Source organism: Endozoicomonas sp. G2_2, assembly GCF_017744135.1.
In the GTDB taxonomy this organism is placed as follows: Bacteria; Pseudomonadota; Gammaproteobacteria; order Nevskiales; family Salinisphaeraceae; genus Salinisphaera.
Window position 1 is genome coordinate 102,134 of record NZ_JAGHQU010000002.1, and the last position, 22,171, is coordinate 124,304.

The window sequence follows — 22,171 nt, forward strand, 5'->3', positions numbered from 1 at the left end:
AACGAGCGGAGAGGGGAGGGGCGGTTGCGGCTCAGGCCGGCACGGCCTGGGCGAGCGGTTCCGGTTCCCGGTAGCAGACCGATTCGAGCAGGCCGCGATCGGTCGCATACACGAGGCCATGCAGTGCCGGCGGACGTGCGGCCGTTCGGATCAAGGTCAGCTCGGCGAGCCGCTCCACCTGCGCGCGCACGTTGAGTTCGACCAGACGGTTGATGCGCGCGCTGACGCCATTGAGGGCGTCGAGTGTCTCGCGATGGCGATTTCGCAATGCCTTTAGCGGTTCGATATGGGCGTCGACATGCGCCAGCGGCACGGGTTCGTCGCTGCAGGCCGCCGCCACGCCGCCGCAACCGTAGTGACCGCAGACCACGATATGCGGGACCGCCAGCACATGAACCGCATATTCGAGCACGCTCAGGAAACCGGCTTCGCCATCGGCGACCAGGTTGGCCACGTTGCGGTGGATGAACAGATCGCCCGGTGAAGCATTGCAGAGCTGCTCCGGCGGCACGCGGCTGTCGGAGCAGCCGATCCAGAGCGCATCGGGCGCCTGGCCATGGTTCAGACGGGTGAAGTATTCCGGGTCGCGGGCCGACATCTCGTCGGCCCAGGCGCGATTTTCCAGCAGCAGCCGGTCGCGAAATTCCATGGTGATTTCCTTCTCGCGTGAGTGTTTCGGACAACGACCCCTCGTTGCTCGACGCGCTTTCTACAGCGTCTCCCGCAAGATCCGGCCGCCGTATCTTGGTGAATACAGCGACCGGTCATCACCATTACTGACTTCTAAAAAATGTGCAAGTTCAACTCTCTATGAAATGACGCGACGCAACACCCCCGCGCCGCATACACCCAGGCAGCGCAAGGCCGGGTGCGGCGGGCGGATGGGTCCGCGCGTACTAGCGCGACAACGCCTGGCGTAGTGCCTGTGCGCCTTCGGTCAGCGCCGCGTCGCCGCCCGCGATTGCGCCGGCGACATTCAAGAAGCCGTGAATCATGGTCGGTCGGCGCGAGACGTGCACCTCGACCCCGGCGGCCTGCATCATCCGCGCATAAGCCTCGCCTTCGTCGCGCAGGGGGTCGAAACCGCCGGTGATGACGATCGCGGGCGCGAGACCCGCGAGATCGCCATAGATGGGCGAGACCCGGGGATCGCGATTGTCCATGCCGTCCGGGATGTAGTGGCCGCGAAACCAGTCCATCGAGGATTTTTCCAGCAGGAAACCGCTGGCGAAGGTCCTGACCGATTCGCGGTCCTCGGCGAAATCGACCGCGGGATAGAACAGCAGCTGAAAACAGGGCGCGGCCTCGTCGTCGCGGGTGGCCTGTGCGACCACGGCCGAGAGATTGCCGCCGGCGCTGTCGCCGCCGACGGCGAGACGACGACCATCGACACCGAATTCGTCGGCCCGGGCGACGATATCGCGGAATGCGGCAATGGCGTCATGGGCGCCGGCCGGTGCGGGATGCTCCGGCGCGAGGCGATAGTCGACCGCGATGACCACACAGTTGGCGCGTTCGGCCAGCGCGCGGCATACGCCGTCGTGCGAATCCAGCGAACCGATCACGAAGCCGCCGCCGTGATAGAACACCAGTGCGCCGCCCTTGTCCGGGCACTCGGCCGGGCGGTAGACGCGCGCGGCGATCGGCCCGTCGGCCCCGGCCAGCTGTGTCTCGCGCGTATCGACGTGACGCTCCGTCGTCGGCTCGAGCAGCTGACACTGACTTTCCATGAGGGCGCGTTCGCGCGCGACCGGGCGGCCGCCGAGCGCGGCGCCGCCGCGGAGGTTTTGCAGGCGAAGCAGCATCTGTGTCTGCACATCCAGCGTCTGGCCGTCGCGGATGACGGGACGGCCGGCCAGAATGCGCAATAGCGCTGCGGGCAGGTTCAACGTGGCGCGAGCCATGCCGCCTTCGATGCGGCTGGCGAGGGTTTTTGCCTTCATGATCACCTGGAGTCTGACAAACGGGTGGCCCGGCGAAATCTGACCGGGGGCGTTGTCAGAAGTCTAGCGCATCGGGCCACCGCTGCGCTCGGCGGCCCGATGCCCGGTGTGGCTCATGTCGGTGCGCTAGTTTCGAAACCCCTGAGACAGCACATAGAAATCCACGCCCATCCCGGCCAGCGGCTCGCGCAGCTGATCGAGTTCGGCTGCCGGGCCGTGGACTTCCAGTCGGGTCAGCGTGGCGACTTCCTGGGCCTGGGCAAACAGCTCGCCGATGTTGTCGAGATGTGCGAGCACGCCGGCCGCGCCGTCATAGCCTTCGCGACAGGTCGCGGTATTGCCGTCGAAGAGAAAGCCGTAGTACAGGCATGCGGGCTCGCTGCGGGACGCTTCGACAAAGCGATCCACCAGCGCCATGAATTCGTCCATGCGCTCGTCGGGGACTTCGAAATACGGGGCAATCGAGCAGCAGTTGTCGGTGGCCATGGGGTCGTTCTCGTTGTGGATTGATGGCCCGCCGAGCATAGCCCTCGAGCGTGCCCGACGGCCAGCGATGGGCCGGTCAGCGGTGACGGGGCTACTGCCGCAGAACGTCACGCGTGGGACGCCTGACAGGGCGGGTAGGTGACAAAAACGGGCTAGGTACTGTTCGTGATTTAATTGCGCACCGGTTAATGCTTAACTGCGTCGGCTTGTGTGGGAAATATAGACCTGATGATCGATCTCGAATTGTTGCAGCACGCCGTGATGGACTCGCGTGACGGTATTTCCATCGCCGACGCGCGTGAGATCGATACCCCGCTCATCTTCGTCAATCCCGCTTTCGAGCGCATGACCGGCTACAATTACGATGATGCGGTCGGTCGCAACTGCCGTTTTCTTCAGGGCGGGGCGATCGACGCCCGTCAGCGCGGCGTCATGCGTGCGGCGGTGGCCCAGGGCGAAGGCTTTTCCGAAGTGTTGGCGAACTACCGCAAGGACGGCACCCTGTTCTGGAACGAGCTGAGCGTGTCGCCGATTCATGACGAGAATGGCGCGGTCACGCATTACATCGGTTTCCAGAAGGATGTCACCCAGCGTGTGCTGCTCGACGAGCAGCTGCGGGCACGCAATCGCGACCTGGAGTCGGCCAAGCGCGCGCTCGAAGAGCTGGTCACGCTCGATGCGCTGACCGGAGTGTATAACCGACGTCATTTCGACAGCCGGCTGAACACGCTCTGGAAGATCTCCACGCGCGCCGCCGAGTCGATGGCGATCTTTTTCATCGATATCGACCATTTCAAGGCCTACAACGACCACTTCGGCCACCAGAAGGGCGACGAGGCATTGATTGATGTTGCCCAGACCCTGGCCGAGAGTTTTCAGCGCGGGTCGGATTTTCTTGCCCGCTATGGCGGCGAGGAGTTCGTGGTCGTGGCCTGTGGCATGGACCGCCAGCCCGCCGGGCATTTCGCCGACGACCTGTGCCGGCGCGTGCGCGATCTCGCCTTGCGTAACCCGAATGCGCCGAGCGGCCGGCTGACGATCAGCGTGGGCTATACCGTGGTCACGCCGCAGCCGGGCATGGCAGCGGACGCCGCGATCAAGCGCGCCGACGAGGCGTTGTTCGCCGCCAAGGATGCCGGGCGCAACTGTGCACGCAGCGCACCGGCGCCCGTGCCCACCGTCGCGGTGGCCGAGCGGCGCCAGCGCGCGAGTTTGGACAGCTAGCCGCGGCGGTCAGCGCCCGCGAAAGGCATCCGTCGCTTCCAGCAGGGCGTGTCGGTTGCCGGGTTCGAAGGCCGAATGCCCGGCGTCCGGCGTGATCCGCAGGTCGGCTTGCGGCCAGGCGCGATGCAGATCCCAGGCGTTGGCCAGCGGACACACGACATCGTATCGGCCGTGCACGATCACGGTCGGAATATCGCGTATGACGTCGATATTGCGCAGCAGCTGATCGTCGCGTTCGAAAAAGCCCCCGTGCACGAAGTAGTGGCACTCGATGCGCGCGAAGGCGAGCGCGAATCGGCTCGCCGTCGTGGTGTTCATGTAGTCGCGGCTGGGCTTGAGATAACTCGTCGCCCCTTCCCAGCCTGACCAGTGGCGTGCCGCCTCGAGGCGCACGGTCTCGTCGTCGCTGGTCAGGCGGCGGTAATAGGCGCTGATCAGGTCGCCGCGCTCGCCCACGGGGATGTGGTCGCGATAGGCCTCGAACGCATCCGGAAACAGTGCGCTCGCGCCCTGCTGATAGAACCAGAGCATTTCCGCACGCCGCAGCATGAAGATGCCCCGCAGCACGAGCTCGGTGACCCGCGCCGGGTGACTCTGCGCATAGGCGAGCGCGAGCGTGGACCCCCAGGAGCCGCCGAAGACCTGCCAGCGTTCGATCGCGAGATGCGTGCGCAGGCGTTCGATGTCGTCGACCAGATGCCAGGTGGTGTTGTCGACGAGGTCGGCATGGGGCGTGGATCGCCCGCAGCCGCGCTGATCGAACAGCACGATCCGGTAATGATCGGGGTCGAAGAAGCGGCGGCTGCTCGGCCCTGCGCCGCCGCCGGGGCCGCCGTGCAGAAAGACCACCGGCTTGCCCTGCGGGTTGCCGCATTGCTCGTAGTAGAGCGTGTGCCGTTCGTCCACCGCAAGCTGGCCGCTGTCGTAGGGTTCGATTTCGGGATAGAGTGGGCGATAGTCCGTACGAGGATCGGTCATCGGCATGCGATCGATGGCTAGGAGGTTCGGCCGCTCAGGCTAGCATCGCCGGCGATCGTGCTCAGCCGCGCATGAGTGCCAGGGTGAGTCCGGCGGCCAGCAGCGACGCCAGCGTAAGCGCTATCAGCGACAGCCGCGCGCTCCAGTGGACCGTGATACGCCAGTTGTCGTAGCCGGTCAGACGTTGCACGAGCAGCGCGTTGGCCGAATAGGGCGTACCCGCGATGGTCAGGCCCCAGCCGCACACCATGGCCACGGCGAGGCCGAGCCCGGCGCCGGCCGGCCAGAGCTGGCCGGACAGGCCACCCACCATGGTCACGAGGATGAGCGGGTTTACGCCGATCAGCCCGCCGGCGAAAAGCGTCCAGGGCAGACCGAGCGCAATCGCCGGAAAAGCCCAGGCGGGCAGTTCGAATGCCGCGCCCAGCCGGCTGGATACGAACGCGCTCAGGGTCGCGCCGAGAAACGCCGAGCCGCAGATGATCGCCACTTCGTTGCCGATGCTGTCCATGCGCGGCGGCTTGCGCTGGCCGTGCGGACTGCCCGCGAGCCCGATGACGACCACCAGCAGACAGCTGCAGGTCACTGCCTGCGCATAGGCCAGACCCAGAAACGCGCGCGAGGCGAACGTGGCGATACAGATCAGGCCGATACAGCCACCGAAGAAAAGCCACGACGGCAACACGTGGTCGGGCGCCTGGCGGTCGGGGGCATCCGGCGTGTCGTTCTCGTTCTCGCGAAAGACGGTGCCGAACAACAGATAGCTTGCGGCGAGGGGAAAGGTCAGGCCGATGAGCTGCCAGCCGTGCAGGCCGGGCACGAGTGTGAGCGTGAGCACCACGGCGATGGACAGCGGCGAGCACAGCGAGGCCGAACCGAAGCCGCGAAGCACCGCACGGGCGGCATTGCGTGTGCCGTGCGAATCGCCGTGTGTGTCGATTTCGCGGCCGATGAGCGTGGACACCACGCTGACCGAGCCGAAGTTCAGCGGCATTGCCAGAAAGAGCGTGCCGAAGGTGATGCTCAGATAACGCGTGAGCGCGCGCCCGGCGAACAGATGCTCCGAGATGATCGCGAGATGGCGCGAATTGCCGAGCACATGGGCCAGCAGCATGACACCGACAATCAGCGCGGCCAGCCGCGTGATGGTCATGAAACCCGGGCCGAGCAGCGCCGGGTCGAGCGCGAGCGCTGCGGCGATCGCGGCCAGAACGGCGGTGATGATCACGCGCGGGATACGGTTGAGGCGCGGCCACGACAGCACGATAGCCAGCACCACGGCCGGCGCGCCGACGAACCACGCCAGGCGCGGTTCGCCGATCACGCCGGCCGCGAGCGCGATATAGATCAGCGCGCTGCGCGCCCCGCCAAGCGAGTCGCGTGCCGTCACGCGCGTGTGCTGTCGGTTGCGGCCGGCCTGAACAAGGCGAGCCGGCGCTAGGTCTGCGGCGCCAGCAGGCGCGTGCCGGTCACAGCCTGTACATCGTCGAAGCTGTTGTCGCCGAACAGTTCGATCACGCGCGGGCCTTCGGGCGTGATCTCGATCACGGCCAGGTCGGTGTAGATGCGGCTGACCACACGCGTGCCGGTCAGCGGATAGGTGCAGGCATCCAGAATCTTCGGCTGGCCGTCCTTCGTGGTATGGCGCATGAGCACATACACGGTCTTCGCGCCGACCGACAGATCCATGGCGCCGCCCACTGCCGGCGGGTATTTCTCGTTGTCGGTCGCCCAGTTGGCGAGATTGCCGTCGGCCGACACCTGAAAGCCACCGAGCACGGCGATATCCAGATGCCCGCCGCGCATCATCGCGAAGGAATCCGCGGTATCGAAATAGCACCCGCCGTTAATGAGCGTGACGTACTGTTTCGCAGCGTTGATCAGGTCCGGGTCTTCGGTGCCGGGTTCGGGCGTGGGGCCGACACCGAGGATGCCGTTCTCGCTGTGATAGATCACCTCGCGGCCCTCGGGCACGTAGTTGGCGACCATCACCGGCATGCCGATGCCGAGATTCACATAGCTGCCGTCGGGAATGTCCTGGGCCAGACGTTCGGCCATCTGCGGGGGTTCGAGACGGGTCATACGAGTCCTTCCTGTGCCACGATGCGGTCGACGAAGATGCCGGGCGTCGCCACGCTTTCCGGGTCCAGTTCGCCGAGCTCGACGATATGTTCGACTTCGGCCACGGTGGTTTCGGCGGCCATCGCCATCACCGGATTGAAATTGCGTCCGGCGGTGTTGTAGGCGAGGTTGCCCCACTTGTCGCCCTTGTGGGCCTTGATGAGCGCGAACTCGGCCTTGAGCGGGTATTCGAGTACATAGCCCACGCCGTCGATCTCGCGTGTTTCCTTGCCGTCGGCGAGCTTGGTGCCGTAGCCGGTGGGCGTGAAGAAACCGCCCAGCCCGGCGCCGGCGGCGCGCATGCGTTCGGCGAACGTGCCTTGCGGCATGAGTTCCAGCTCGATCGCGCCTTCCTCGAACATGCGCTCGAACCAGATCGAGCCCTGGGAACGCGGGTAGCTGCACACCACCTTGCTGACCAGCCGGTCGCGCAGCAGCGTGGCGATGCCGATCTCGTGCGAGCCGGCGTTGTTCGAGATCACGGTCAGATTGTCCGCGCCGTGCAGGCGCAGCGCCTCGATCAGCTCGAAGGGAATGCCCGAGCTGCCGAAGCCGCCGATCATCACGGCGTCGCCGCTCTTGATACCGGCGATCGCTTCGCGCATGGACGCGATTCGCTTGTCTATCATCCTCAAGTCACCTTCTGGGATTGCGCGTTGCTGTTTTCCTGTTCGGCCTGATCGGCCTGTTTCGCTTCGGCCAGGCGCTGGGCGTCCTTGGAGCCGAGCCGGCCGCCGAGCGCGGCATCGGCGATATACACGGCGGCGATGATTGCGACGCCCAGCAGATCCGAGGCGCGCTCCGGGTAGATCAGCGCGGCACCGGCCGCGAGAACGATCAGGCGCATGGCCGGGTTGATCGCGCCGACGCGATAGAGATAGCCCTCGAGCGCGGCGGCGACCAGCCAGATGGCGGCCACGGCGGTAATCGTGGACAGCGCGATATGGACGATATCGCCCTGCAGAATCAGCGCGGGATTGGTCACGAACAGAAACGGCAGCACGAACAGGATGCTGCCCAGACGCATGGCGTAAAGCCCGGTGCGCCCGGCGTTCGAGCCCGCCACGCCCGATGCCGTGATCGCGGCCAGCGCGACCGGCGGCGTGATGTAGGACAACATGCCCCAGTAAAGAATGAACAGGTGGCTGGCCAGCGGGTTCAGCCCGGCCTCGACCAGCGCGGGCGCCAGCAGAATCGACAGGAAGATATAGCAGGCGCTTACCGTCATGCCCATGCCGAGCACGAAGCTGGTGATCGCGCCGGCGGCCAGCATCAACGGAATGCTGCCGTCCGCATAGAGCAGCAGCTCGCGCGAGAATGCGCCGGCCACGCCGGTATAGGACAGCCCGCCGACCACGAGGCCGATACCGGCCAGAATCGATACCAGGCTCGCCACGCTGCTGGTGAGGTTGAGCATGAGGTACTGAAGCCGGCGCCAGTCCAGCCGGTGGCTGCGCTTGAACACGGCGATGACCAGCAGGATGAGGGTGGCGTAGTAGGGCGCATAGGCGTCCAGGCGCATCACCAGCAGCATATAGATGAGCATGGCGAGGCTGAACAGATAGGGCCAGCCGGTCTTGAGGGTGTCGATCACGCGCGGGATCTGCGATTCCGGCAGCCCGATCAGCCCGCGGCGCGCGGCGTAGGCGTCCACCTGGAAAAGCAGCGCGAGATAGAACAGCAACGCCGGCAGGAACGCGGCGATCATCACCTCGGCATAGGGCACGTTCAGAAACGAGGCCATGATGAAGGCCACCGCACCCATCACCGGGGGCATCAAGGTTCCGCCGGTCGACGAACAGGCTTCGATCGCCCCGGCATAGTGGGCCGGATAGCCCGACTTCTTCATGGTCGGGATGGTGATCGGGCCTGTGGTGAGGATGTTCGAGATCACGCTGCCGGACAGGCTGCCCATGATCCCGCTGGAGACCACGGCCACCTTGGCCGGTCCGCCGCGGCTGCGGCCCATCAGGGCCATGGCGAAGTCCATGAAGAAATCGCCGCCGCCGGTGACCGTCAGCGCGGCGCCGAAGACCACGAAGCCGATGATGAGGTTCGCCACCACCTGCATGGGAATGCCGATCACGCTTTCCACGCCGAGCACGTGCGCGCGCAGCGTTTCACCGAAACCGTACTGCGTACCCCAGAGAAAGCCGGGCATGTAGTCGGCGAACAGCGGATAGCAGCCGAACAACAAGGCGACGACGACCAGAATCAGGCCGCCGCAGCGGCGCGTGCCTTCGAGGATCAGCGCCAGCATGACGCCCGAGGCGATGGTCGCCTCGATCGGCGCGCTGAAGTCCCAGCCTTCCTGAATGATTTGCAGGCCGTGCTGGCCGAGATAGATCGCCGGCACGAGGGCGATCACGGCAAGCACCCAGTCATAGAGCGGCACGTTGTTCTTCGCGCCCGACCACGCAGGGTAGTAGAGAAAGGTCGCGGCCAGAAACAGGCCGATCAGATAGTAGAGAAAGGCGTTGCCGAGCGGCTGGAAGCCGAACAGCCCGAGCGTGAAGGTCTGGTTGATGGTGAGTAGCAGACCGAGCGTGCCCAGGCCCAGGGTGGTCCAGTAGGCGGCGCCGCGCAGGCGGCTGGCTTTCTTGTCCGTTTCCAGACTGATCTCGGTGGCAGATGGCGTGTTCGAGGCCATGGCGGCGCCCTCGGTGGCTATGAACGGGAACAGACTGAGGCCGGGCCTGTCGACAGGCCCGGCCCCGGGGAAAAACGCTTACAGCGAATCCAGCGCCTTCTGGCGATGGGTTTCCCAGATATTGGCGAAGGCGTCGTCGCTCTTGCCTTCGCCCTCGGCGACGGCGTCTTTCCAGGCGGCCCGCAGCGCATTCAGGCGTGCCAGACGCTTGTCGTTCCAGGCCTGCATCTCGTCGGTCCAGATGTCTTTTTCCTTCAGGTACTTGATCGCACCGGGATGGAAGGGCACGTCGATGGGCGGAGTGCCCGCGCGGTCCATCTTCCAGCGATTCATGATCGCGGTGCCGTCCTTGTACATCGGATAGGTCTGGTCGAAGGCCTTGAGGAAGTTGTAGACCAGCTCTTCATCCTGATCGGCACGCACGACCAGCACCGGATAGCGATAGGCGAAGATGTTGACCGGGTTGTCTTCGCTCAGGCCGGCGCCGACCGTTTCGGTGTACGGCTGCAGGAACGGCGCGATCTTGCGCAGACGGGCCCAGGCTTTTTCGTCGTCCGGGTCGACTTCCAGCCAATGGATGCCGCGCGGCGATTCGGCCAGTTCATAGAGCTGGCTGGGCGTTGTGGTGGTGCAGGAGGCATCGGCCTTGCCCTGGGCCAGCGAACTCATGGTCGCGTTGTAGGTGGGGAACATGCGTGCGTCGACATCGTCACGGGTCAGGCCCGCCGCGCCGAGCAGCGCATCGCACTTGAGGTTGATCGACGGGTTGCCGGCCACGTAGGCAAAGCGCTTGCCCTTGAGATCCTGCATCGAGCGGATGTTGGCGTCCTTGGCGGTGAAGATGCCGAACGAGGAGGGGCGCCCGCCGAGCGTGCGCAGGTTCTGCGGGCCCCAGCGGCGATCGGCGAAATCGGCCACGCCTTCAGAGGCGAAGAATGCCTCGGTGGCGAGAAAACCGACTTCCGCACGCTTTTTCAGCACCGGCTGCAGGCGGCCGATCGAGGAACCCGACGGCTGGATACGGATACGGGTGCCGAACTCGCGTCCGAACGCGTCGGCGATGGCGGAGGCCTCGGCATAACCGGCCGAACCGACATCATAAGATGACCAGGTCATGGAACGCGGCAGCTCCGGCGCGTCGGCGCCGCTCTCCGCGGCCTGGGTGCTGGCAATCGGCGCCAGACCGAAGGCAGCCGTCAGAAGCAACGGCGACAACGCGCCGAGTAGAGTTTTTGAACGCATGATGGGGTGATCTCCACGTGTTTCTGATTCTTGTCCCGCACCCTGTGGCGCGATGGCATACCGATCGGACACGCTCACTCGAAAGTGACTGCATGGCGAACAGTTGGTCGCGAAGCGTATGCGCGCAGGCGGAAGCGGTCAACGCATGAGCGATGCATGTGCGTTCACCATAACCAGCGGTGAACACGAAATTACCGTTCACTCATGTCACCGTTGTACGCGCTGGAGGGAAAAAACGCGATCCCCGGCAAAACGTCGTAATCACGGGCGTTTCGCCATGACGCGAATCAAGCAAACTGGCGGCTCGCCGCGATGCCGGCCCGTTGCAGAACAGCCGGCAGGCGCGAGCGTTTCGGGTGGGTGCCAGATAAGGCGGCAAATCGAAACGTTGTTTCAGTCGCGCGACCCCAAGGGCGGCGTCAATCCCAGCATGCAGGCGCGCTTTGCGCTCTTAGGACACGGCGGGCGGCGGGGCGAATCGCAGCATTTCAGTTCGTGAGCGCTCTATACGCGAACGCTATGGATGCGATAGCGGCGCCCGGTCTGCACGCGCGGGCTGCGCGTACAGACCGGCCTGCGGATCAGTTGGCTGGCTGATCGCTGTCGTTTGTCGAACGGCCGCTGCGGCTTACCCGCCAGATCGTGTTGCCCACGTCGTCGGCCACGAGCAGGCTGCCGCTGTTGTCGATGACCACGCCGACCGGGCGACCCTTGGCCTCGTCGTCCTGGATAAAGTCGTCGAGCACCACCTGCGGCTGGCCGGCCGGGTCGCCGTTCTCGAACGGCACGAAAATGACTCGGTAGCCACTGCGCGGCTTGCGATTCCATGAACCGTGCTGACCGACGAACATGCCGTTCTGGTATGCCTCGGTCAGCGCATTGTCCTGGCTGTAGTAAAGGCCGAGCGACGCGGTGTGCGGGCCGAGGGCGTAATCCGGCTTGATCGCCTGTTCCACCAGCTTGGGTTTCCGGGGCTGTACGCGTTCGTCCACGTTCTGGCCGAAGTAGCTGTACGGCCAGCCGTAGAAGCCGCCGTCCTGTACCGAGGTCATGTAATCGGGCACCAGATCGCTGCCGATCTCGTCGCGCTCGTTGACCACGGTCCAGAGTTCGTCCTTGCCGTCGGGCTGTGGCACGAACGCGATCCCGTTCGGGTTGCGCAGCCCGGTCGCGTAAACCTCGCTTTCACCCGTTTCGCGGTCGATCTGCCAGATCGCGGCGCGTCCTTTCTCTGCGTCCATGCCGTTTTCGGCCACGTTGCTGTTGGAGCCGACGGTGGCGTACAGCGTGGTGCCGTCCGGGCTGGCCGATACGTTCTTGGTCCAGTGATGATTGATCGGCCCGGCGGGCAGGCTCGTGACCTCGCGACCTTCGCTGTCGATCCGGTCGGCGTCTGCTTCGTACTCGAATGCGACGACGGCATCGGTGTTGGCCACATAAAGCGTGTTGTCGACAAGCGTCATGCCGAACGGCGAGAACAGGTCGTCGAGAAACACATGGCGTTCGTCGGCCCGGCCGTCGTCGTCGGTGTCACGCAGCAGGGTGATGCGGTCGGCGCTCGGCACGCCCGCGCCGGCGCGCTGCATGACCTTTTTCATCACCCAGCCGCGGATGCCGGTCGCGTCTTCGGGACGTTTGGGGGCGTTGCTTTCGGCAACCAGCACGTCGCCATTGGGCAGGACATACAGCCAACGGGGGTGGTCGAGGCCCTGGGCGAAGGCGTTGACCTCGAGGCCTTGCGCGGCGCTCGGCTTCTCACCTTCGGCCCAGCGGTTGGCCTTGGCAATGTTTACCGTGGGGATCAGGCTGCTCTGCGGCTCCGGCAGCTCTGGGTCCGGGCCCGTGCCCTGATCGACGGAGAGCCGGGCTTCGCTACCGCAGGCCGTCAGTGTCATGGCGGCGAGAAAGACGACGGATGTCCGAACGGTGGAGGGGATAGGCATGAGGTATCGCGTTGGTTGATGTAATACGCACACTCTATCCGATTCGACCGTCGCGCAGGGCAAGCCGCACGCGCCGTCAATTCCGGAGCGTGCGCTATCGGGGCTGCATGCGAATGGCGCCGTCGAGCCGAATGGTCGTGCCGTTGAGCATGGTGTTTTCGATGATGTCGCGCGCGAGACGCGCAAACTCCGCCGGCTCGCCCAGACGCGGGGGAAAGGGCACCATCGCGCCCAGCGAATCGCGCACCTCTTCGGGCAGCTCGGCCATCATCGGGGTATCGAAGATGCCCGGCGCAATCGTCATGACCCGTATACCGTGGCGGGCCAGTTCGCGCGCTATCGGCAGGGTCATGCTGACGATGCCGCCCTTGGACGCGGAATAGGAGGCCTGTCCGATCTGGCCCTCGAATGCGGCCACCGACGCCGTGTTGATGATCACGCCGCGCTCGTCGTCCGTACCCTGGCCGTTGCCGGCAGCCATGGCTTCGCACGCGAGGCGGATCATGTTGAAACTGCCGATCAGATTGACCTGTACGACCTTCGAGAAGGCGGCCAGATCATGCGGGCCTGACTTGCCCAGCACCTTGCCGGGCGCACCGATACCCGCACAGTTGAGCAGGCCGTGGAGTGCGCCGCCGTGCTGACGCGCGGCACTGATCGCGGCCTTGCCGTCTTCTTCGCGGGTGACATCGCAATACACGAATCGTGCGGCCTCGCCCAGATCCTCGGCGGTGGCGCGCCCGGCCTCTTCGTTGACGTCGGCGATGAGTACGCGCGCGCCAGTCGCCACCAGCATGGCCGCGCTCGCCGCGCCGAGTCCGGAGCCGCCTCCGGTGATCAGAAAACAACGGTCTGCGATCTGCATGACGACTCCTTGATATTTCGACGCACTTGGTCAGGGCAACCCTGTCCCTGAGCCTAGCATCGCGGTTGCCCGGTCGTGTGCGGGCACTAGGGCATCGCCGGGCGTATCGTCATGCACCGGCTGACGGGTCGAGCGGCTTTTGCCAAACATCCCGAAACCGCCAGGCCGACGCAGGTCACGCGTCGTCGTCGGGCCATGCATATCGATCGAGATCGATACGCCCACCGATGAAGACCACGCCTTCGTCCTCGAGCTGTCGCCGCTGTGCCAGACCGGCGGTGCTGTCGGCAGGCAGCGACACGCGCCCTTGCGCGTTCACCACCCGATGCCAGGGCAGGCCCGGCGGGCAGCGATGCATCGCGTAGCCGACCACGCGCGCCGCGCGCGGGCGCCCGACCAGCCGCGCGATGCGTCCATAGGTCGTGACGCGGCCTGACGGAATACGGCGCACGACATCGAAGATGGGCGTGTAGGCGCTGGAGTCCGACGCGCCGGAATTCATATCGGCTTGCCCGCTTTTGCTCATATCGGTTTCGAACATGCTTTACAGCGCGACGGAGAGGGTGGCACAAAGACATCCCCTCCCGATTGCGAATGATGACATGAGCGACGCCTATCTCGTTTCTGCGCTGCGCACCGCCGGCGGCCGCCGGGGTGGCCGTCTGTCCGGCTGGCACCCCGTGGACCTTGCCGGGGCACTGATCGACGGCCTCGTGGGTCGAAGCGGCGCCGACCCCGATGCCGTGGATGACGTGATCCTCGGCTGCGTGGGCCAGGTCGGCGAGCAGGCAGTCAACGTCGCGCGCAATGCCGTGCTCGCCTCCAGCCTGCCCGAGTCGGTACCCGGCACGAGTGTGGACCGCCAGTGCGGTTCTTCCCAGCAGGCGTTGCACTTCGCCGCCCAGGCGGTCATGTCGGGCAGCATGGACGTCGTTATCGCCGGCGGCGTCGAGAGCATGACGCGGGTGCCCATGGGCGCGCCGCTAACCCTCGCCAAGCAGGCCGATATGGGCATCTACATGAGCCCGGCGATCCGGGACCGTTATCCGCACACGCAACTGTTCAGTCAGTTCGATGGCGCGGAGATGGTCGCCGAGAAATACGGCATCGAGCGCGCCGCGCTTGACGAGTTCGCCCTGGCGAGCCACCAGCGCGCCATTCGTGCCACGCAGACCGGCGCTTTCGACGACGAAATCCTTCCGATCACCGTGCTCGATCCCGAATCGGGCGAGGAGAGCAGTCATACCGTCGACGAAGGTATTCGTTTCGATGCCACGCTGGAGTCGATCTCGAGCGTGAAGCTGCTCGCCGAGAACGGCCGCATTTCTGCAGCCACCGCGAGCCAGATATGCGACGGGGCGAGCGGCGTGATGGTGGTCAGCGAGGCTGGCCTCAAGCGTCTGGGGGTCAAGCCGCTGGCGCGTATTCATCACATGAGCGTGATGGGCCACGACCCGGTCATCATGCTCGAAGCACCGTTGCCGGCGACCGAGCGTGCGCTCGATCGCGCCGGCATGACCATCGACGATATCGACCTTTTCGAAGTCAACGAGGCCTTCGCACCAATTCCGCTTGCCTGGCTGCAGTCGACCCGCGCCGATCCGGAGCGGCTCAACGTCAACGGAGGTGCAATCGCGCTCGGGCACCCGCTGGGCGCCTCGGGCACGAAGCTGATGACCACGCTCGTGCATGCACTGCAGGCGCGTGGCGGTCGTTATGGTCTGCAGACGATGTGCGAGGGCGGTGGCATGGCGAACGTAACCATCATCGAACGGCTCTGATCGGCGGCCGCGCCGCGCTACGACGCGCGGCAACCCGGCAGGCACGACGCGGCGCGGTCTTGGTCGTCAGGCCGATGCGCCGAACACGAACGGCTACAGGCGATTTTCATGCAGTACGTCAAATTGCCCTGCGCAGAGAACGTCCCGGCGATGGGTCAGGGCACCTGGTTTCTGGGCGATGACCCCACGACCCGTCGAGAGGAAATCGCCGCATTGCAGGCCGGTATCGAACGTGGGCTGTCGCTGATCGACACCGCCGAGATGTACGGCAGCGGGCGCTCGGAGCGGCTCGTGGGCGAAGCCATCGCGGATCGCCGTGACAACGTGTTTCTGGTCAGCAAGGTTTTGCCGTCCAATGCCGGGCGTAAGCGGGCGATCGCTGCCTGCGAAGCCAGTCTGCAGAGGCTCGGTACCGAGTGTCTCGACCTGTATCTGCTGCACTGGCAGGGCGGTGTGGCGTTCGAGGACACGATCGCCGCATTCGAGCAGCTGCAACGCGACGGCAAGATCCGGTATTTCGGCATCAGCAATCTGGATATTGATGCCGCGCGCGATTTTCACGCGACGCCCGGTGGCGCCGCGATCCAGGTCAACCAGCTGCTGTACAACCTCAACCAGCGCGGCATCGAATGGGATTTGTTGCCCTGGTTGCAGAGCCAGGGCATCGCGACCATGGCGTACTCGCCGTTCGACCATGCGAGCCTGCTGTCCCACGACGGTTTGCAGGAGTTCGCCGCGGCGCGCGACATGACCGCCGCCCAGGCGGCGCTGGCTTGGCTGCTTGGTCACGACGCGGTGATGCCGATCCCGAAATCCGCAAGCGCGGACCGGGTGATCGAGAACGCCGGGGCGCTTGAGATCACTCTTTCGCGCGATGACCGGGCCACGCTCGATGCCCTGTTCGCACCCCCGCAGGGGCCCGAGCCCTTGCAGATCTACTGATGTCGGCCGAACGACGCCATCCGCCCATGCCCCGACTGAACGGCGTTCTGGAAACCATTCTGTATACGCGAGACATGGCGCGGGCGCGGGATTTCTTTGAAAACGTCATGGGTCTGATCCCGCATACCGCGGATCACCGCTTCACCGCGTATTCGGTGGGCTGGAACATGCTGCTGCTGTTTGCGGATGGCGAGACACGCGAGACCGTCGAGCTGCCGAACGGCATGGGCACGATCCCGCCGCACGACGGCAGCGGGCGACAGCACATCGCGCTGGCGATCGACCGCGACCAGCTACACGCCTGGGCCGACCATCTCGACGCCCGGGGTGTGCCAATCGAGGGGCGAACGCACTGGCCCAGGGGCGCCGAGAGTCTTTATTTTCGCGATCCGGATGGCCATCTGCTGGAAGTCGTCACGCCCGGCATCTGGCCCAACTACTGACCGGTGCGCGACGAAGGTCGGCGGCGACCGCCACCGCGTTGTCTAGTAGAGTAGCGTCGAATAAATCCTGAAGGGACCGTTTCATATGTCGCTCCGTCTAGTTTCGAGTTTCGGCGCTTTTATTCTGGCGACCGTTTTCATGTTGTCGCCGATGGCGTTCGCCCAGCAGTCGGGTGGCGGCAACACGACCGTGGAAACCTTCCAGGACTGGGAAGTGCGTTGTCCCGAGCAGTCGGGCAGCGGCGGCTGCGAGATGACCCAGCTCGTCAACAGCCCCGATAACGGCAAGCCGATTCTTCGTGTGGTGATGGGTTACCCGCCCGAAATCGATACCGCCGCGATGGTGTTCATCCTGCCCCTGGGCACGCGGCTCGCGCCGGGTGTGCAGCTGCAGGTTGATAACGGCGAGGCGCAGGCGTTTCCCTTCCAGATTTGTCTGGAGCAGGGTTGCCGCGCCGATTTTCCGGTCAACGATGCACTGCGTAACCGCATGCGCAGCGGCAGCACGGCCACGGTCAGCCTCATCGATCCGCAGGGCGAACGTATGGATCTGAACGTGTCGTTGCAGGGCTTCACCGACGCGGATAACCGAATCCGCCGCTAGCGTTTTCGCCTGATCCGCCTACGGCGCGATAGCGGCGTGCCCGCCGTGATCGTCGCGCGTACAGTCCTTCGAATCAGCCCTTTCGGATGCCGCCATGACCGATAGCCCCGACGCGCGCCGCCCGGAGTCACGAACCGATTACTCGTATGAGGCCTTCGGCCGCGAATTCTTCGAAACGGCGGTCACGAAGACGCGCGTCGAATCGGCATTGGCCGGTCTCACCGGCAACGCGATCGATTTCGGGCCGCGCCACGCCGGCCCGGCCAACCTCGCGAGCATCACCGCGAAAGGCGAGATCCGCGCGCCGTCGGTATCGCGGCAGGAGCACGAGCTGATTCGGTTCGCGGTCGTGATCCCGATCTATCTGGAGCTCACGGTGCGTCTCGCGGCGCACGATCACCGGTTTCGAGCCCATCTGCGCGCGCATCTGCATCTCACCGCGCGTGCACAACGCCCGCTGCATGTGTTCATCGATATTCCTGCGCCCACCGAGAAGGATGTCGAGGTCGATATTGAAGCCCAGGGACTGCGCGCGTCGGTGCTCGACGTTGTCGCCGATGTCGACGGCGAACTGCGGCGCTTCGTGGCCCGTTATATCGGCAAGGAGATCGACAAGCCGAATATCCGGGCCATGCGCGACATCGATGTGCGCGAACGCCTGGAGAGCGGCGGGCCGGACAAGAAGCGCGCCCGCGATCAGGGGAGCGCCACGTCGCGCACGTGACGATCCAGATCGTAGATCAGCGCGGCGATTGCGTCGTCGAAAATGGGGTTGCGTGCCAGCAGCTCGGGCAGGCAAAGGTGCACCTCGTTGCGGCGACGCAGACGCCGGGCTACGGAATTCAGTGCGCGCTGAATGCCCTCGGGATGCGCGTACCCGGCAAGAACCCGGGCCAGCCATGCAAGACGCGCGGAGCTGAACGGTGCCTGTGATGGCCATTCGGCGATCACGCGCCGTTGGGCGGTGTCGCTGAAGGCGTTCAGCGTGTCGGCGTGAAACGCCGGCCACTGGCGCGCCAGCGCGTGGTCCAGGCCAATGTCGACCAGAATGCCGGCATAGCGGCGCAACGGCGGCTCGAACGTGCGTCGCAGCTCCCGGTGCAGGGTGTGGTCGTCGCTGTAGCGGTCAATGGCCCGATGCAGTCGAATCCCCTCGCGGATCGGCGGGGCGAAGCGTTCGTCGAGCCAACCCTTGATCTCGTCGCCGAGAATCTGGCCGGCAAACGACGTGTCACTGCGCTCGGCGAGCAGCAGATGGGCGAGCAGATTCATGAAACAGCCTTTGGACGTACGTGGTCAGCATACGCGTCGACCGCAGGCCGGGGCGACGCCTCGATGGCCCACGGTTTTATGCGACAGTAGCGCCCTGGAGATCCCGACAGTCAGGAACAGCTCATGGCGGATTCTTGGTCGCCCGTCGATCCGGGCGGATTGCTCGAATACTCGGTTGTCTATACCGATCGCGCGCTCAACCACATGTCGGCGCGTTTTCAGGATGTGCTCACCGGTATCTCCGAACGGCTCAAGCGCGTCTACAGTGCGCATTCGAGCGTGATCGTGCCGGGCAGCGGCACGTTCGGCATGGAAGCCGTGGCTCGCCAGTTCGCCCGCGATCAGCACTGCCTGATCGTGCGCAACGGCTGGTTTAGTTATCGATGGACGCAGATACTGGAAATGGGCGCGATCGCGCGCAGCAGCACGGTGCTTAAAGCCGAGCGCGAAGGCCAGCGCGAAGGCCAGCGCAGGCAGGCGCCGTTTCGCCCGGCACCCATCGATGCCGTGGTTGCGCGTATTCGCGAGGAAAAGCCGGCCGTGGTGTTTGCCCCGCACGTGGAAACCTCGGCCGGAATGTTGCTGCCCGACGACTACCTGCGCGCCATCGCCGATGCGGTCCACGAACACGACGGCCTGTTCGTGCTCGACTGCATTGCCTCGGGCACGCACTGGGTGGACATGGACGCCTGCGGGGTCGACGTGCTGGTCAGTGCGCCGCAGAAAGGCTGGAGCAGTTCCCCGTGCTGCGCGATGGTGATGCTGAGCGCGCGAGCGCGTGAGCGCATTGAATCCACGACGAGCGACAGCTACGCCTGCGATCTGCGCAAATGGCTGCAGATCATGGAAACCTACGAAGCCGGGAAACATGCCTACCACGCGACCATGCCGACGGACGGCCTGACCCGTCTGCTCGCGATGATGGACGAGACCGAGGCGCTCGGGCTCGATACCGCGAAAGCGCGCCAGATCGAGATCGGTCGCGCGGTGCGCGAGCGCCTCGAGAACAAGGGCTTCGCCAGCGTCGCCGCCGAAGGCTTCCAGGCGTCGGGGGTGGTCGTGAGCTATACCGACGACCCGGACATCCAGTCCGGCCAGCGCTTCAAGACAGCGGGTGTGCAAATCGCTGCCGGCGTACCGCTGATGTGCGACGAGGGCGACGACTTCCACTCGTTTCGTGTCGGCCTGTTCGGCCTGGACAAGCTGCAGAACGTCGACCGCACCGTCGAACGATTCGCCGAGGCGCTCGATCAGGTCTGCTGATCGCCACCCCGGCGGTTCCGCCATGAACGAAGCGCGGGGCTAGCGCCCGAGGTCGTCGGCATCCTCGACGACCACCCCGAACAGGTCGGCAATGCTTGCGAGACTGGCCTCGTGCAGATCCGCCGCCCGCACCAGGTGCGCGCCGCGCGCGAGATCGCGCGTGGCGGTCGCCGCGGCGACCACCGTCGGGGCATACCCGTGGTTGAAAGCTCCGCGTGCCGTGGAGTTCACGCACATATGGGTCATGAACCCGCCCAGCACGAGCTGGCTCGCGCCGGCGGACTGCAGCGTGGCGTGCAGATCGGTGTTCACGAACGCATTGGGATGTGTCTTGGTGATCACGATCTCGCCGTCACGCGGTGCCACTTCGTCCGCGATCTGGCCCGCTGCGGTGTCGAGATCGTAAGGCGAGCCGGGGCCAGCGTCGTGGCGGACATGAACGATCGAAATGCCCGCGTCCCGGGCGCGTTCCAGCAGCCGCTGGGCGCGCTGGAGCGCGGGCTCGACGCCCACGAGCTGCATCACGCCTTCGCGATAAGTGTTCTGACAATCGATCAGCACCAGCACGGACTCGGACAGCGCCGGCGGTGCATCGCTCAGGCCGGATACGGCACGCAGCGTGGGGGAGGCATCAGCCATGGTCGATCTCCTGATCGCGTGATTGCCGCGCTGAGTTTGCGGCGATTGTTGTTTTCGTTGAGTCGAAGCTGTGGTGGGCTACCCGCTTCAGTCGCTTTCTTTTTCAGCCACGGTGGCCTGGGTCAGCTCGGCGAGCGCCTTGCTGATCGGCTGTACCGGCTTGCAGTCCGGCACGCCGTGACGTTTGGCGATATAGGCCGGGTCATTATACCCCATCCAGGTCTGGCCCGCAGCGTCCTCCCAGACCAGTGCTTTCAACGGCAGGTCGATACCCACCGTCTGGGCGCACTGCATGAACGGGGTGCCGCCCTTGGGATTGCCGAAGATCACGACGGTGGTGGGGCGCAGCGTCATGTCGACCTCGGCCGCCCCCTGGGCGTGCTCGACCACGGCAAATATCTTGAGCCCTTTGTCCTGCGCCCGCTTTTCGAAACGCTCCACGGTTTCGGCGACCGAATAGGGGCTCTGGGTGCTGATCAGGCCGTCGGCCGAGGCGCTCGCGCCAAACGCGGCGCCGTTCATGCCGACGAGCAGTGCGAGCAGGGTCAGGCGCGACAGTATGGGCATGGTCTATCTACTCGTTATCGGTATTTTTTATGGGTATGTCGTGATGGTTATTTCGGCGCACCCGCCGGCGGATCGATTGATGCGCGCCAGCGGGTGTTCAGATGAGGGTAGCCCGCATTACCGTCTGGCGCCAGACACCGCCCGAACGGTCGGCGTTCAGGCCTGAATCGTGTCGTCCAGGAAAGCCACTTCGCCGGTCTCGACCGCATATTCGGCGCCGACGATCTTCAGCTGCCCGTCGGAGATCAGCTGCTCCAGGATGTCCGAACCGTTGCGCAACCGGTGCACCGACTTGGCCACGTTCGCGCGCACACCCGCGTGGATGAGCGCGTCGCGGTCGCCTGCGAGATCGGTCTTCAGAAGCTTTTCCACCGAAGGCCGCACGCGATCCACGATGGTGCGCAGATTCGGCGACTGGTTCTCTGTCGGCTGTTGGAGCTCTTCGAGCGTCGTGGTCACGGCGCCGCATTGTGTGTGCCCGAGCACGACGACCAGCGGGGTGCCGAACTTGGCCGCCGCGAACTCGATGCTGCCGATCTGCGAGGGCGCGACGATGTTGCCCGCGACGCGAATCACGAACAGATCGCCAAGGCCCTGATTGAAAACGATCTCGGCGGGTACCCGCGCATCCGAACAGCCGAGGATGATGGCGAACGGCTCTTGCTCGTACACGAGCTCGGCCGGGCGCGGATACTTGCTGAGCGTGTCCTCGTTCTGGATGTTATCCACGAACTGACGGTTACCCAGTTTGAGACGTTCGATCGCTTCGTCTGCCGTGATCATGAGTGGTGAAAATCCTCTGAAAAAACAACGAGCCTGTGTGCTCCACGCGACTCAACTTACATCAACTTGCGTGACGCGGCACGGGGATGTGCGATGCCTGTGTACCGGACGTCGAGGTCGCGTCATATCGAGCAGCACATTTTGTACCAGCTGATCCGGGTCGCCCGCCCATCGGTTTTGACTCGCGCGGCCGATATCGAGGATAGCGCGGCGATTACCGCGGCCGGCGGTCGGCCGGCTCATGCATGCCCGCTACGCCTTCGAGCGAATGTGCCTGGGACGGCGTAACCAAAAGAATCATCGACACGCGTTGGCAATCGCCATATAAAAACAGGAAAGATCGCGCGACATCTGAGCGCGGGATCTGGGGAGACGGAGTGAGCATCGAGACGATCCATGCGGAGTTCGCCGGCGCGAGGCCGACG

General features: G+C 65.0%; 24 protein-coding genes. 8 read left to right on the forward strand and 16 right to left on the reverse strand.

Going from position 1 to position 22,171, the window contains the following annotated elements:
* Positions 1-31: 31 nt before the first annotated feature.
* The 3 genes from J7355_RS02670 to J7355_RS02680 form a co-directional block, all read right to left on the reverse strand.
* Positions 32-649, reverse strand: coding sequence for a carbonic anhydrase (locus J7355_RS02670; RefSeq protein ID WP_209059715.1), 618 nt, complete (start codon positions 647-649; stop codon positions 32-34).
* Between the two features lie 247 nt (positions 650-896).
* Complete coding sequence (locus J7355_RS02675; protein WP_209059717.1) at positions 897-1,943, reverse strand: alpha/beta hydrolase; 1,047 nt, start codon at positions 1,941-1,943, stop codon at positions 897-899.
* A gap of 126 nt (positions 1,944-2,069) precedes the next feature.
* Positions 2,070-2,429 (reverse strand): hypothetical protein, encoded by a 360-nt coding sequence (locus tag J7355_RS02680; protein ID WP_209059718.1) that lies wholly within the window; start codon positions 2,427-2,429, stop codon positions 2,070-2,072.
* 228 nt (positions 2,430-2,657) lie between these two features.
* Between J7355_RS02680 and J7355_RS02685 the strand changes: the two genes are divergently transcribed.
* Positions 2,658-3,653 carry a GGDEF domain-containing protein gene (locus J7355_RS02685; RefSeq protein WP_209059720.1) on the forward strand — a complete coding sequence of 332 codons (996 nt, stop codon included), beginning with the start codon at positions 2,658-2,660 and terminating at the stop codon, positions 3,651-3,653.
* Positions 3,654-3,662: 9 nt separating this feature from the next.
* On the opposite strand, the gene pip is transcribed toward J7355_RS02685, so the two are convergent.
* The 6 genes from pip to J7355_RS02715 form a co-directional block, all read right to left on the reverse strand.
* Positions 3,663-4,631: a prolyl aminopeptidase gene (gene pip, locus J7355_RS02690; protein ID WP_209059723.1), complete on the reverse strand. Its 969-nt coding sequence runs from the start codon at positions 4,629-4,631 to the stop codon at positions 3,663-3,665.
* Between the two features lie 61 nt (positions 4,632-4,692).
* A complete protein-coding gene (locus J7355_RS02695; protein WP_209059725.1) occupies positions 4,693-6,021 on the reverse strand; it encodes a hypothetical protein in 1,329 nt (442 codons plus the stop codon).
* Positions 6,022-6,068: 47 nt separating this feature from the next.
* Positions 6,069-6,713, reverse strand: coding sequence for a 3-oxoacid CoA-transferase subunit B (locus tag J7355_RS02700; RefSeq protein ID WP_209059727.1), 645 nt, complete (start codon positions 6,711-6,713; stop codon positions 6,069-6,071).
* The gene (locus tag J7355_RS02705; protein ID WP_209059730.1) at positions 6,710-7,381 is read right to left on the reverse strand and encodes a 3-oxoacid CoA-transferase subunit A; all 672 of its coding nucleotides are present in this window, start codon (positions 7,379-7,381) and stop codon (positions 6,710-6,712) included. Before J7355_RS02705 ends, J7355_RS02700 begins: the two co-directional genes overlap by 4 nt.
* 2 nt (positions 7,382-7,383) lie before the next feature.
* Complete coding sequence (locus tag J7355_RS02710) at positions 7,384-9,402, reverse strand: TRAP transporter permease (RefSeq protein WP_209059731.1); 2,019 nt, start codon at positions 9,400-9,402, stop codon at positions 7,384-7,386.
* Between the two features lie 78 nt (positions 9,403-9,480).
* The gene (locus J7355_RS02715; protein WP_209059734.1) at positions 9,481-10,644 is read right to left on the reverse strand and encodes a TAXI family TRAP transporter solute-binding subunit; all 1,164 of its coding nucleotides are present in this window, start codon (positions 10,642-10,644) and stop codon (positions 9,481-9,483) included.
* A gap of 277 nt (positions 10,645-10,921) precedes the next feature.
* On the opposite strand from J7355_RS02715, the gene J7355_RS02720 reads away from it, so the two are divergent.
* A complete protein-coding gene (locus J7355_RS02720) occupies positions 10,922-11,143 on the forward strand; it encodes a hypothetical protein (RefSeq protein ID WP_209059737.1) in 222 nt (73 codons plus the stop codon).
* Positions 11,144-11,225: 82 nt separating this feature from the next.
* Here the strand turns inward: J7355_RS02720 and J7355_RS02725 are convergent, their stop codons facing one another.
* From J7355_RS02725 to J7355_RS02735, 3 genes are all read right to left on the reverse strand, one after another.
* Complete coding sequence (locus tag J7355_RS02725; RefSeq protein WP_209059740.1) at positions 11,226-12,587, reverse strand: sorbosone dehydrogenase family protein; 1,362 nt, start codon at positions 12,585-12,587, stop codon at positions 11,226-11,228.
* A 94-nt stretch (positions 12,588-12,681) separates the two neighbouring features.
* Entirely contained in the window at positions 12,682-13,452 is a 771-nt protein-coding gene (locus J7355_RS02730) for an SDR family NAD(P)-dependent oxidoreductase (protein ID WP_209059742.1), read from the reverse strand.
* 175 nt (positions 13,453-13,627) lie between these two features.
* Positions 13,628-13,978, reverse strand: coding sequence for an MGMT family protein (locus tag J7355_RS02735; protein WP_247739727.1), 351 nt, complete (start codon positions 13,976-13,978; stop codon positions 13,628-13,630).
* Positions 13,979-14,054: 76 nt separating this feature from the next.
* Here J7355_RS02735 and J7355_RS02740 point away from each other — a divergent pair, with 76 nt between their 5' ends.
* From J7355_RS02740 to J7355_RS02760, 5 genes are all read left to right on the forward strand, one after another.
* On the forward strand, positions 14,055-15,233 hold the full coding sequence (locus J7355_RS02740) for an acetyl-CoA C-acetyltransferase (RefSeq protein WP_209059744.1): 1,179 nt from the start codon (positions 14,055-14,057) through the stop codon (positions 15,231-15,233).
* A 108-nt stretch (positions 15,234-15,341) separates the two neighbouring features.
* Positions 15,342-16,175: an aldo/keto reductase gene (locus tag J7355_RS02745; RefSeq protein WP_209059746.1), complete on the forward strand. Its 834-nt coding sequence runs from the start codon at positions 15,342-15,344 to the stop codon at positions 16,173-16,175.
* A gap of 26 nt (positions 16,176-16,201) precedes the next feature.
* Positions 16,202-16,618, forward strand: coding sequence for a VOC family protein (locus tag J7355_RS02750; RefSeq protein ID WP_209059747.1), 417 nt, complete (start codon positions 16,202-16,204; stop codon positions 16,616-16,618).
* Between the two features lie 85 nt (positions 16,619-16,703).
* Complete coding sequence (locus J7355_RS02755; protein WP_209059748.1) at positions 16,704-17,222, forward strand: invasion associated locus B family protein; 519 nt, start codon at positions 16,704-16,706, stop codon at positions 17,220-17,222.
* 94 nt (positions 17,223-17,316) lie between these two features.
* Positions 17,317-17,946: a hypothetical protein gene (locus J7355_RS02760; protein WP_209059749.1), complete on the forward strand. Its 630-nt coding sequence runs from the start codon at positions 17,317-17,319 to the stop codon at positions 17,944-17,946.
* Here J7355_RS02760 and J7355_RS02765 read toward each other — a convergent pair.
* Entirely contained in the window at positions 17,919-18,494 is a 576-nt protein-coding gene (locus J7355_RS02765) for an ACP phosphodiesterase (RefSeq protein WP_209059751.1), read from the reverse strand. The genes J7355_RS02760 and J7355_RS02765 overlap by 28 nt on opposite strands.
* A 123-nt stretch (positions 18,495-18,617) precedes the next feature.
* On the opposite strand from J7355_RS02765, the gene J7355_RS02770 reads away from it, so the two are divergent.
* A complete protein-coding gene (locus J7355_RS02770; protein WP_209059752.1) occupies positions 18,618-19,757 on the forward strand; it encodes an aminotransferase class V-fold PLP-dependent enzyme in 1,140 nt (379 codons plus the stop codon).
* Positions 19,758-19,796: 39 nt separating this feature from the next.
* Here the strand turns inward: J7355_RS02770 and J7355_RS02775 are convergent, their stop codons facing one another.
* From J7355_RS02775 to J7355_RS02785, 3 genes are all read right to left on the reverse strand, one after another.
* The gene (locus tag J7355_RS02775) at positions 19,797-20,396 is read right to left on the reverse strand and encodes a cysteine hydrolase family protein (RefSeq protein WP_209059753.1); all 600 of its coding nucleotides are present in this window, start codon (positions 20,394-20,396) and stop codon (positions 19,797-19,799) included.
* An 87-nt stretch (positions 20,397-20,483) separates the two neighbouring features.
* Positions 20,484-20,963: a DUF302 domain-containing protein gene (locus J7355_RS02780; protein ID WP_209059754.1), complete on the reverse strand. Its 480-nt coding sequence runs from the start codon at positions 20,961-20,963 to the stop codon at positions 20,484-20,486.
* A gap of 156 nt (positions 20,964-21,119) precedes the next feature.
* The gene (locus J7355_RS02785) at positions 21,120-21,746 is read right to left on the reverse strand and encodes a carbonic anhydrase (protein WP_209059755.1); all 627 of its coding nucleotides are present in this window, start codon (positions 21,744-21,746) and stop codon (positions 21,120-21,122) included.
* Positions 21,747-22,171: the final 425 nt, after the last annotated feature.

Bases quoted from the DNA above. Each gene is read 5' to 3' on its own strand.
- J7355_RS02675 (WP_209059717.1), bottom strand. From the start codon at position 1,943: ATGAAGGCAAAAACCCTCGCCAGCCGCATCGAAGGCGGCATGGCTCGC.
- J7355_RS02735 (WP_247739727.1), bottom strand. From the start codon at position 13,978: ATGAGCAAAAGCGGGCAAGCCGATATGAATTCCGGCGCGTCGGACTCC.
- J7355_RS02680 (WP_209059718.1), bottom strand. From the start codon at position 2,429: ATGGCCACCGACAACTGCTGCTCGATTGCCCCGTATTTCGAAGTCCCC.
- J7355_RS02725 (WP_209059740.1), bottom strand. From the start codon at position 12,587: ATGCCTATCCCCTCCACCGTTCGGACATCCGTCGTCTTTCTCGCCGCC.
- J7355_RS02670 (WP_209059715.1), bottom strand. From the start codon at position 649: ATGGAATTTCGCGACCGGCTGCTGCTGGAAAATCGCGCCTGGGCCGAC.
- pip (WP_209059723.1), bottom strand. From the start codon at position 4,631: ATGACCGATCCTCGTACGGACTATCGCCCACTCTATCCCGAAATCGAA.
- J7355_RS02765 (WP_209059751.1), bottom strand. From the start codon at position 18,494: ATGAATCTGCTCGCCCATCTGCTGCTCGCCGAGCGCAGTGACACGTCG.
- J7355_RS02705 (WP_209059730.1), bottom strand. From the start codon at position 7,381: ATGATAGACAAGCGAATCGCGTCCATGCGCGAAGCGATCGCCGGTATC.
- J7355_RS02720 (WP_209059737.1), top strand. From the start codon at position 10,922: ATGACGCGAATCAAGCAAACTGGCGGCTCGCCGCGATGCCGGCCCGTT.
- J7355_RS02755 (WP_209059748.1), top strand. From the start codon at position 16,704: ATGTCGCTCCGTCTAGTTTCGAGTTTCGGCGCTTTTATTCTGGCGACC.
- J7355_RS02745 (WP_209059746.1), top strand. From the start codon at position 15,342: ATGCAGTACGTCAAATTGCCCTGCGCAGAGAACGTCCCGGCGATGGGT.
- J7355_RS02685 (WP_209059720.1), top strand. From the start codon at position 2,658: ATGATCGATCTCGAATTGTTGCAGCACGCCGTGATGGACTCGCGTGAC.
- J7355_RS02770 (WP_209059752.1), top strand. From the start codon at position 18,618: ATGGCGGATTCTTGGTCGCCCGTCGATCCGGGCGGATTGCTCGAATAC.
- J7355_RS02730 (WP_209059742.1), bottom strand. From the start codon at position 13,452: ATGCAGATCGCAGACCGTTGTTTTCTGATCACCGGAGGCGGCTCCGGA.
- J7355_RS02700 (WP_209059727.1), bottom strand. From the start codon at position 6,713: ATGACCCGTCTCGAACCCCCGCAGATGGCCGAACGTCTGGCCCAGGAC.
- J7355_RS02760 (WP_209059749.1), top strand. From the start codon at position 17,317: ATGACCGATAGCCCCGACGCGCGCCGCCCGGAGTCACGAACCGATTAC.
- J7355_RS02750 (WP_209059747.1), top strand. From the start codon at position 16,202: ATGCCCCGACTGAACGGCGTTCTGGAAACCATTCTGTATACGCGAGAC.
- J7355_RS02715 (WP_209059734.1), bottom strand. From the start codon at position 10,644: ATGCGTTCAAAAACTCTACTCGGCGCGTTGTCGCCGTTGCTTCTGACG.
- J7355_RS02740 (WP_209059744.1), top strand. From the start codon at position 14,055: ATGAGCGACGCCTATCTCGTTTCTGCGCTGCGCACCGCCGGCGGCCGC.
- J7355_RS02780 (WP_209059754.1), bottom strand. From the start codon at position 20,963: ATGCCCATACTGTCGCGCCTGACCCTGCTCGCACTGCTCGTCGGCATG.
- J7355_RS02775 (WP_209059753.1), bottom strand. From the start codon at position 20,396: ATGGCTGATGCCTCCCCCACGCTGCGTGCCGTATCCGGCCTGAGCGAT.
- J7355_RS02710 (WP_209059731.1), bottom strand. From the start codon at position 9,402: ATGGCCTCGAACACGCCATCTGCCACCGAGATCAGTCTGGAAACGGAC.
- J7355_RS02785 (WP_209059755.1), bottom strand. From the start codon at position 21,746: ATGATCACGGCAGACGAAGCGATCGAACGTCTCAAACTGGGTAACCGT.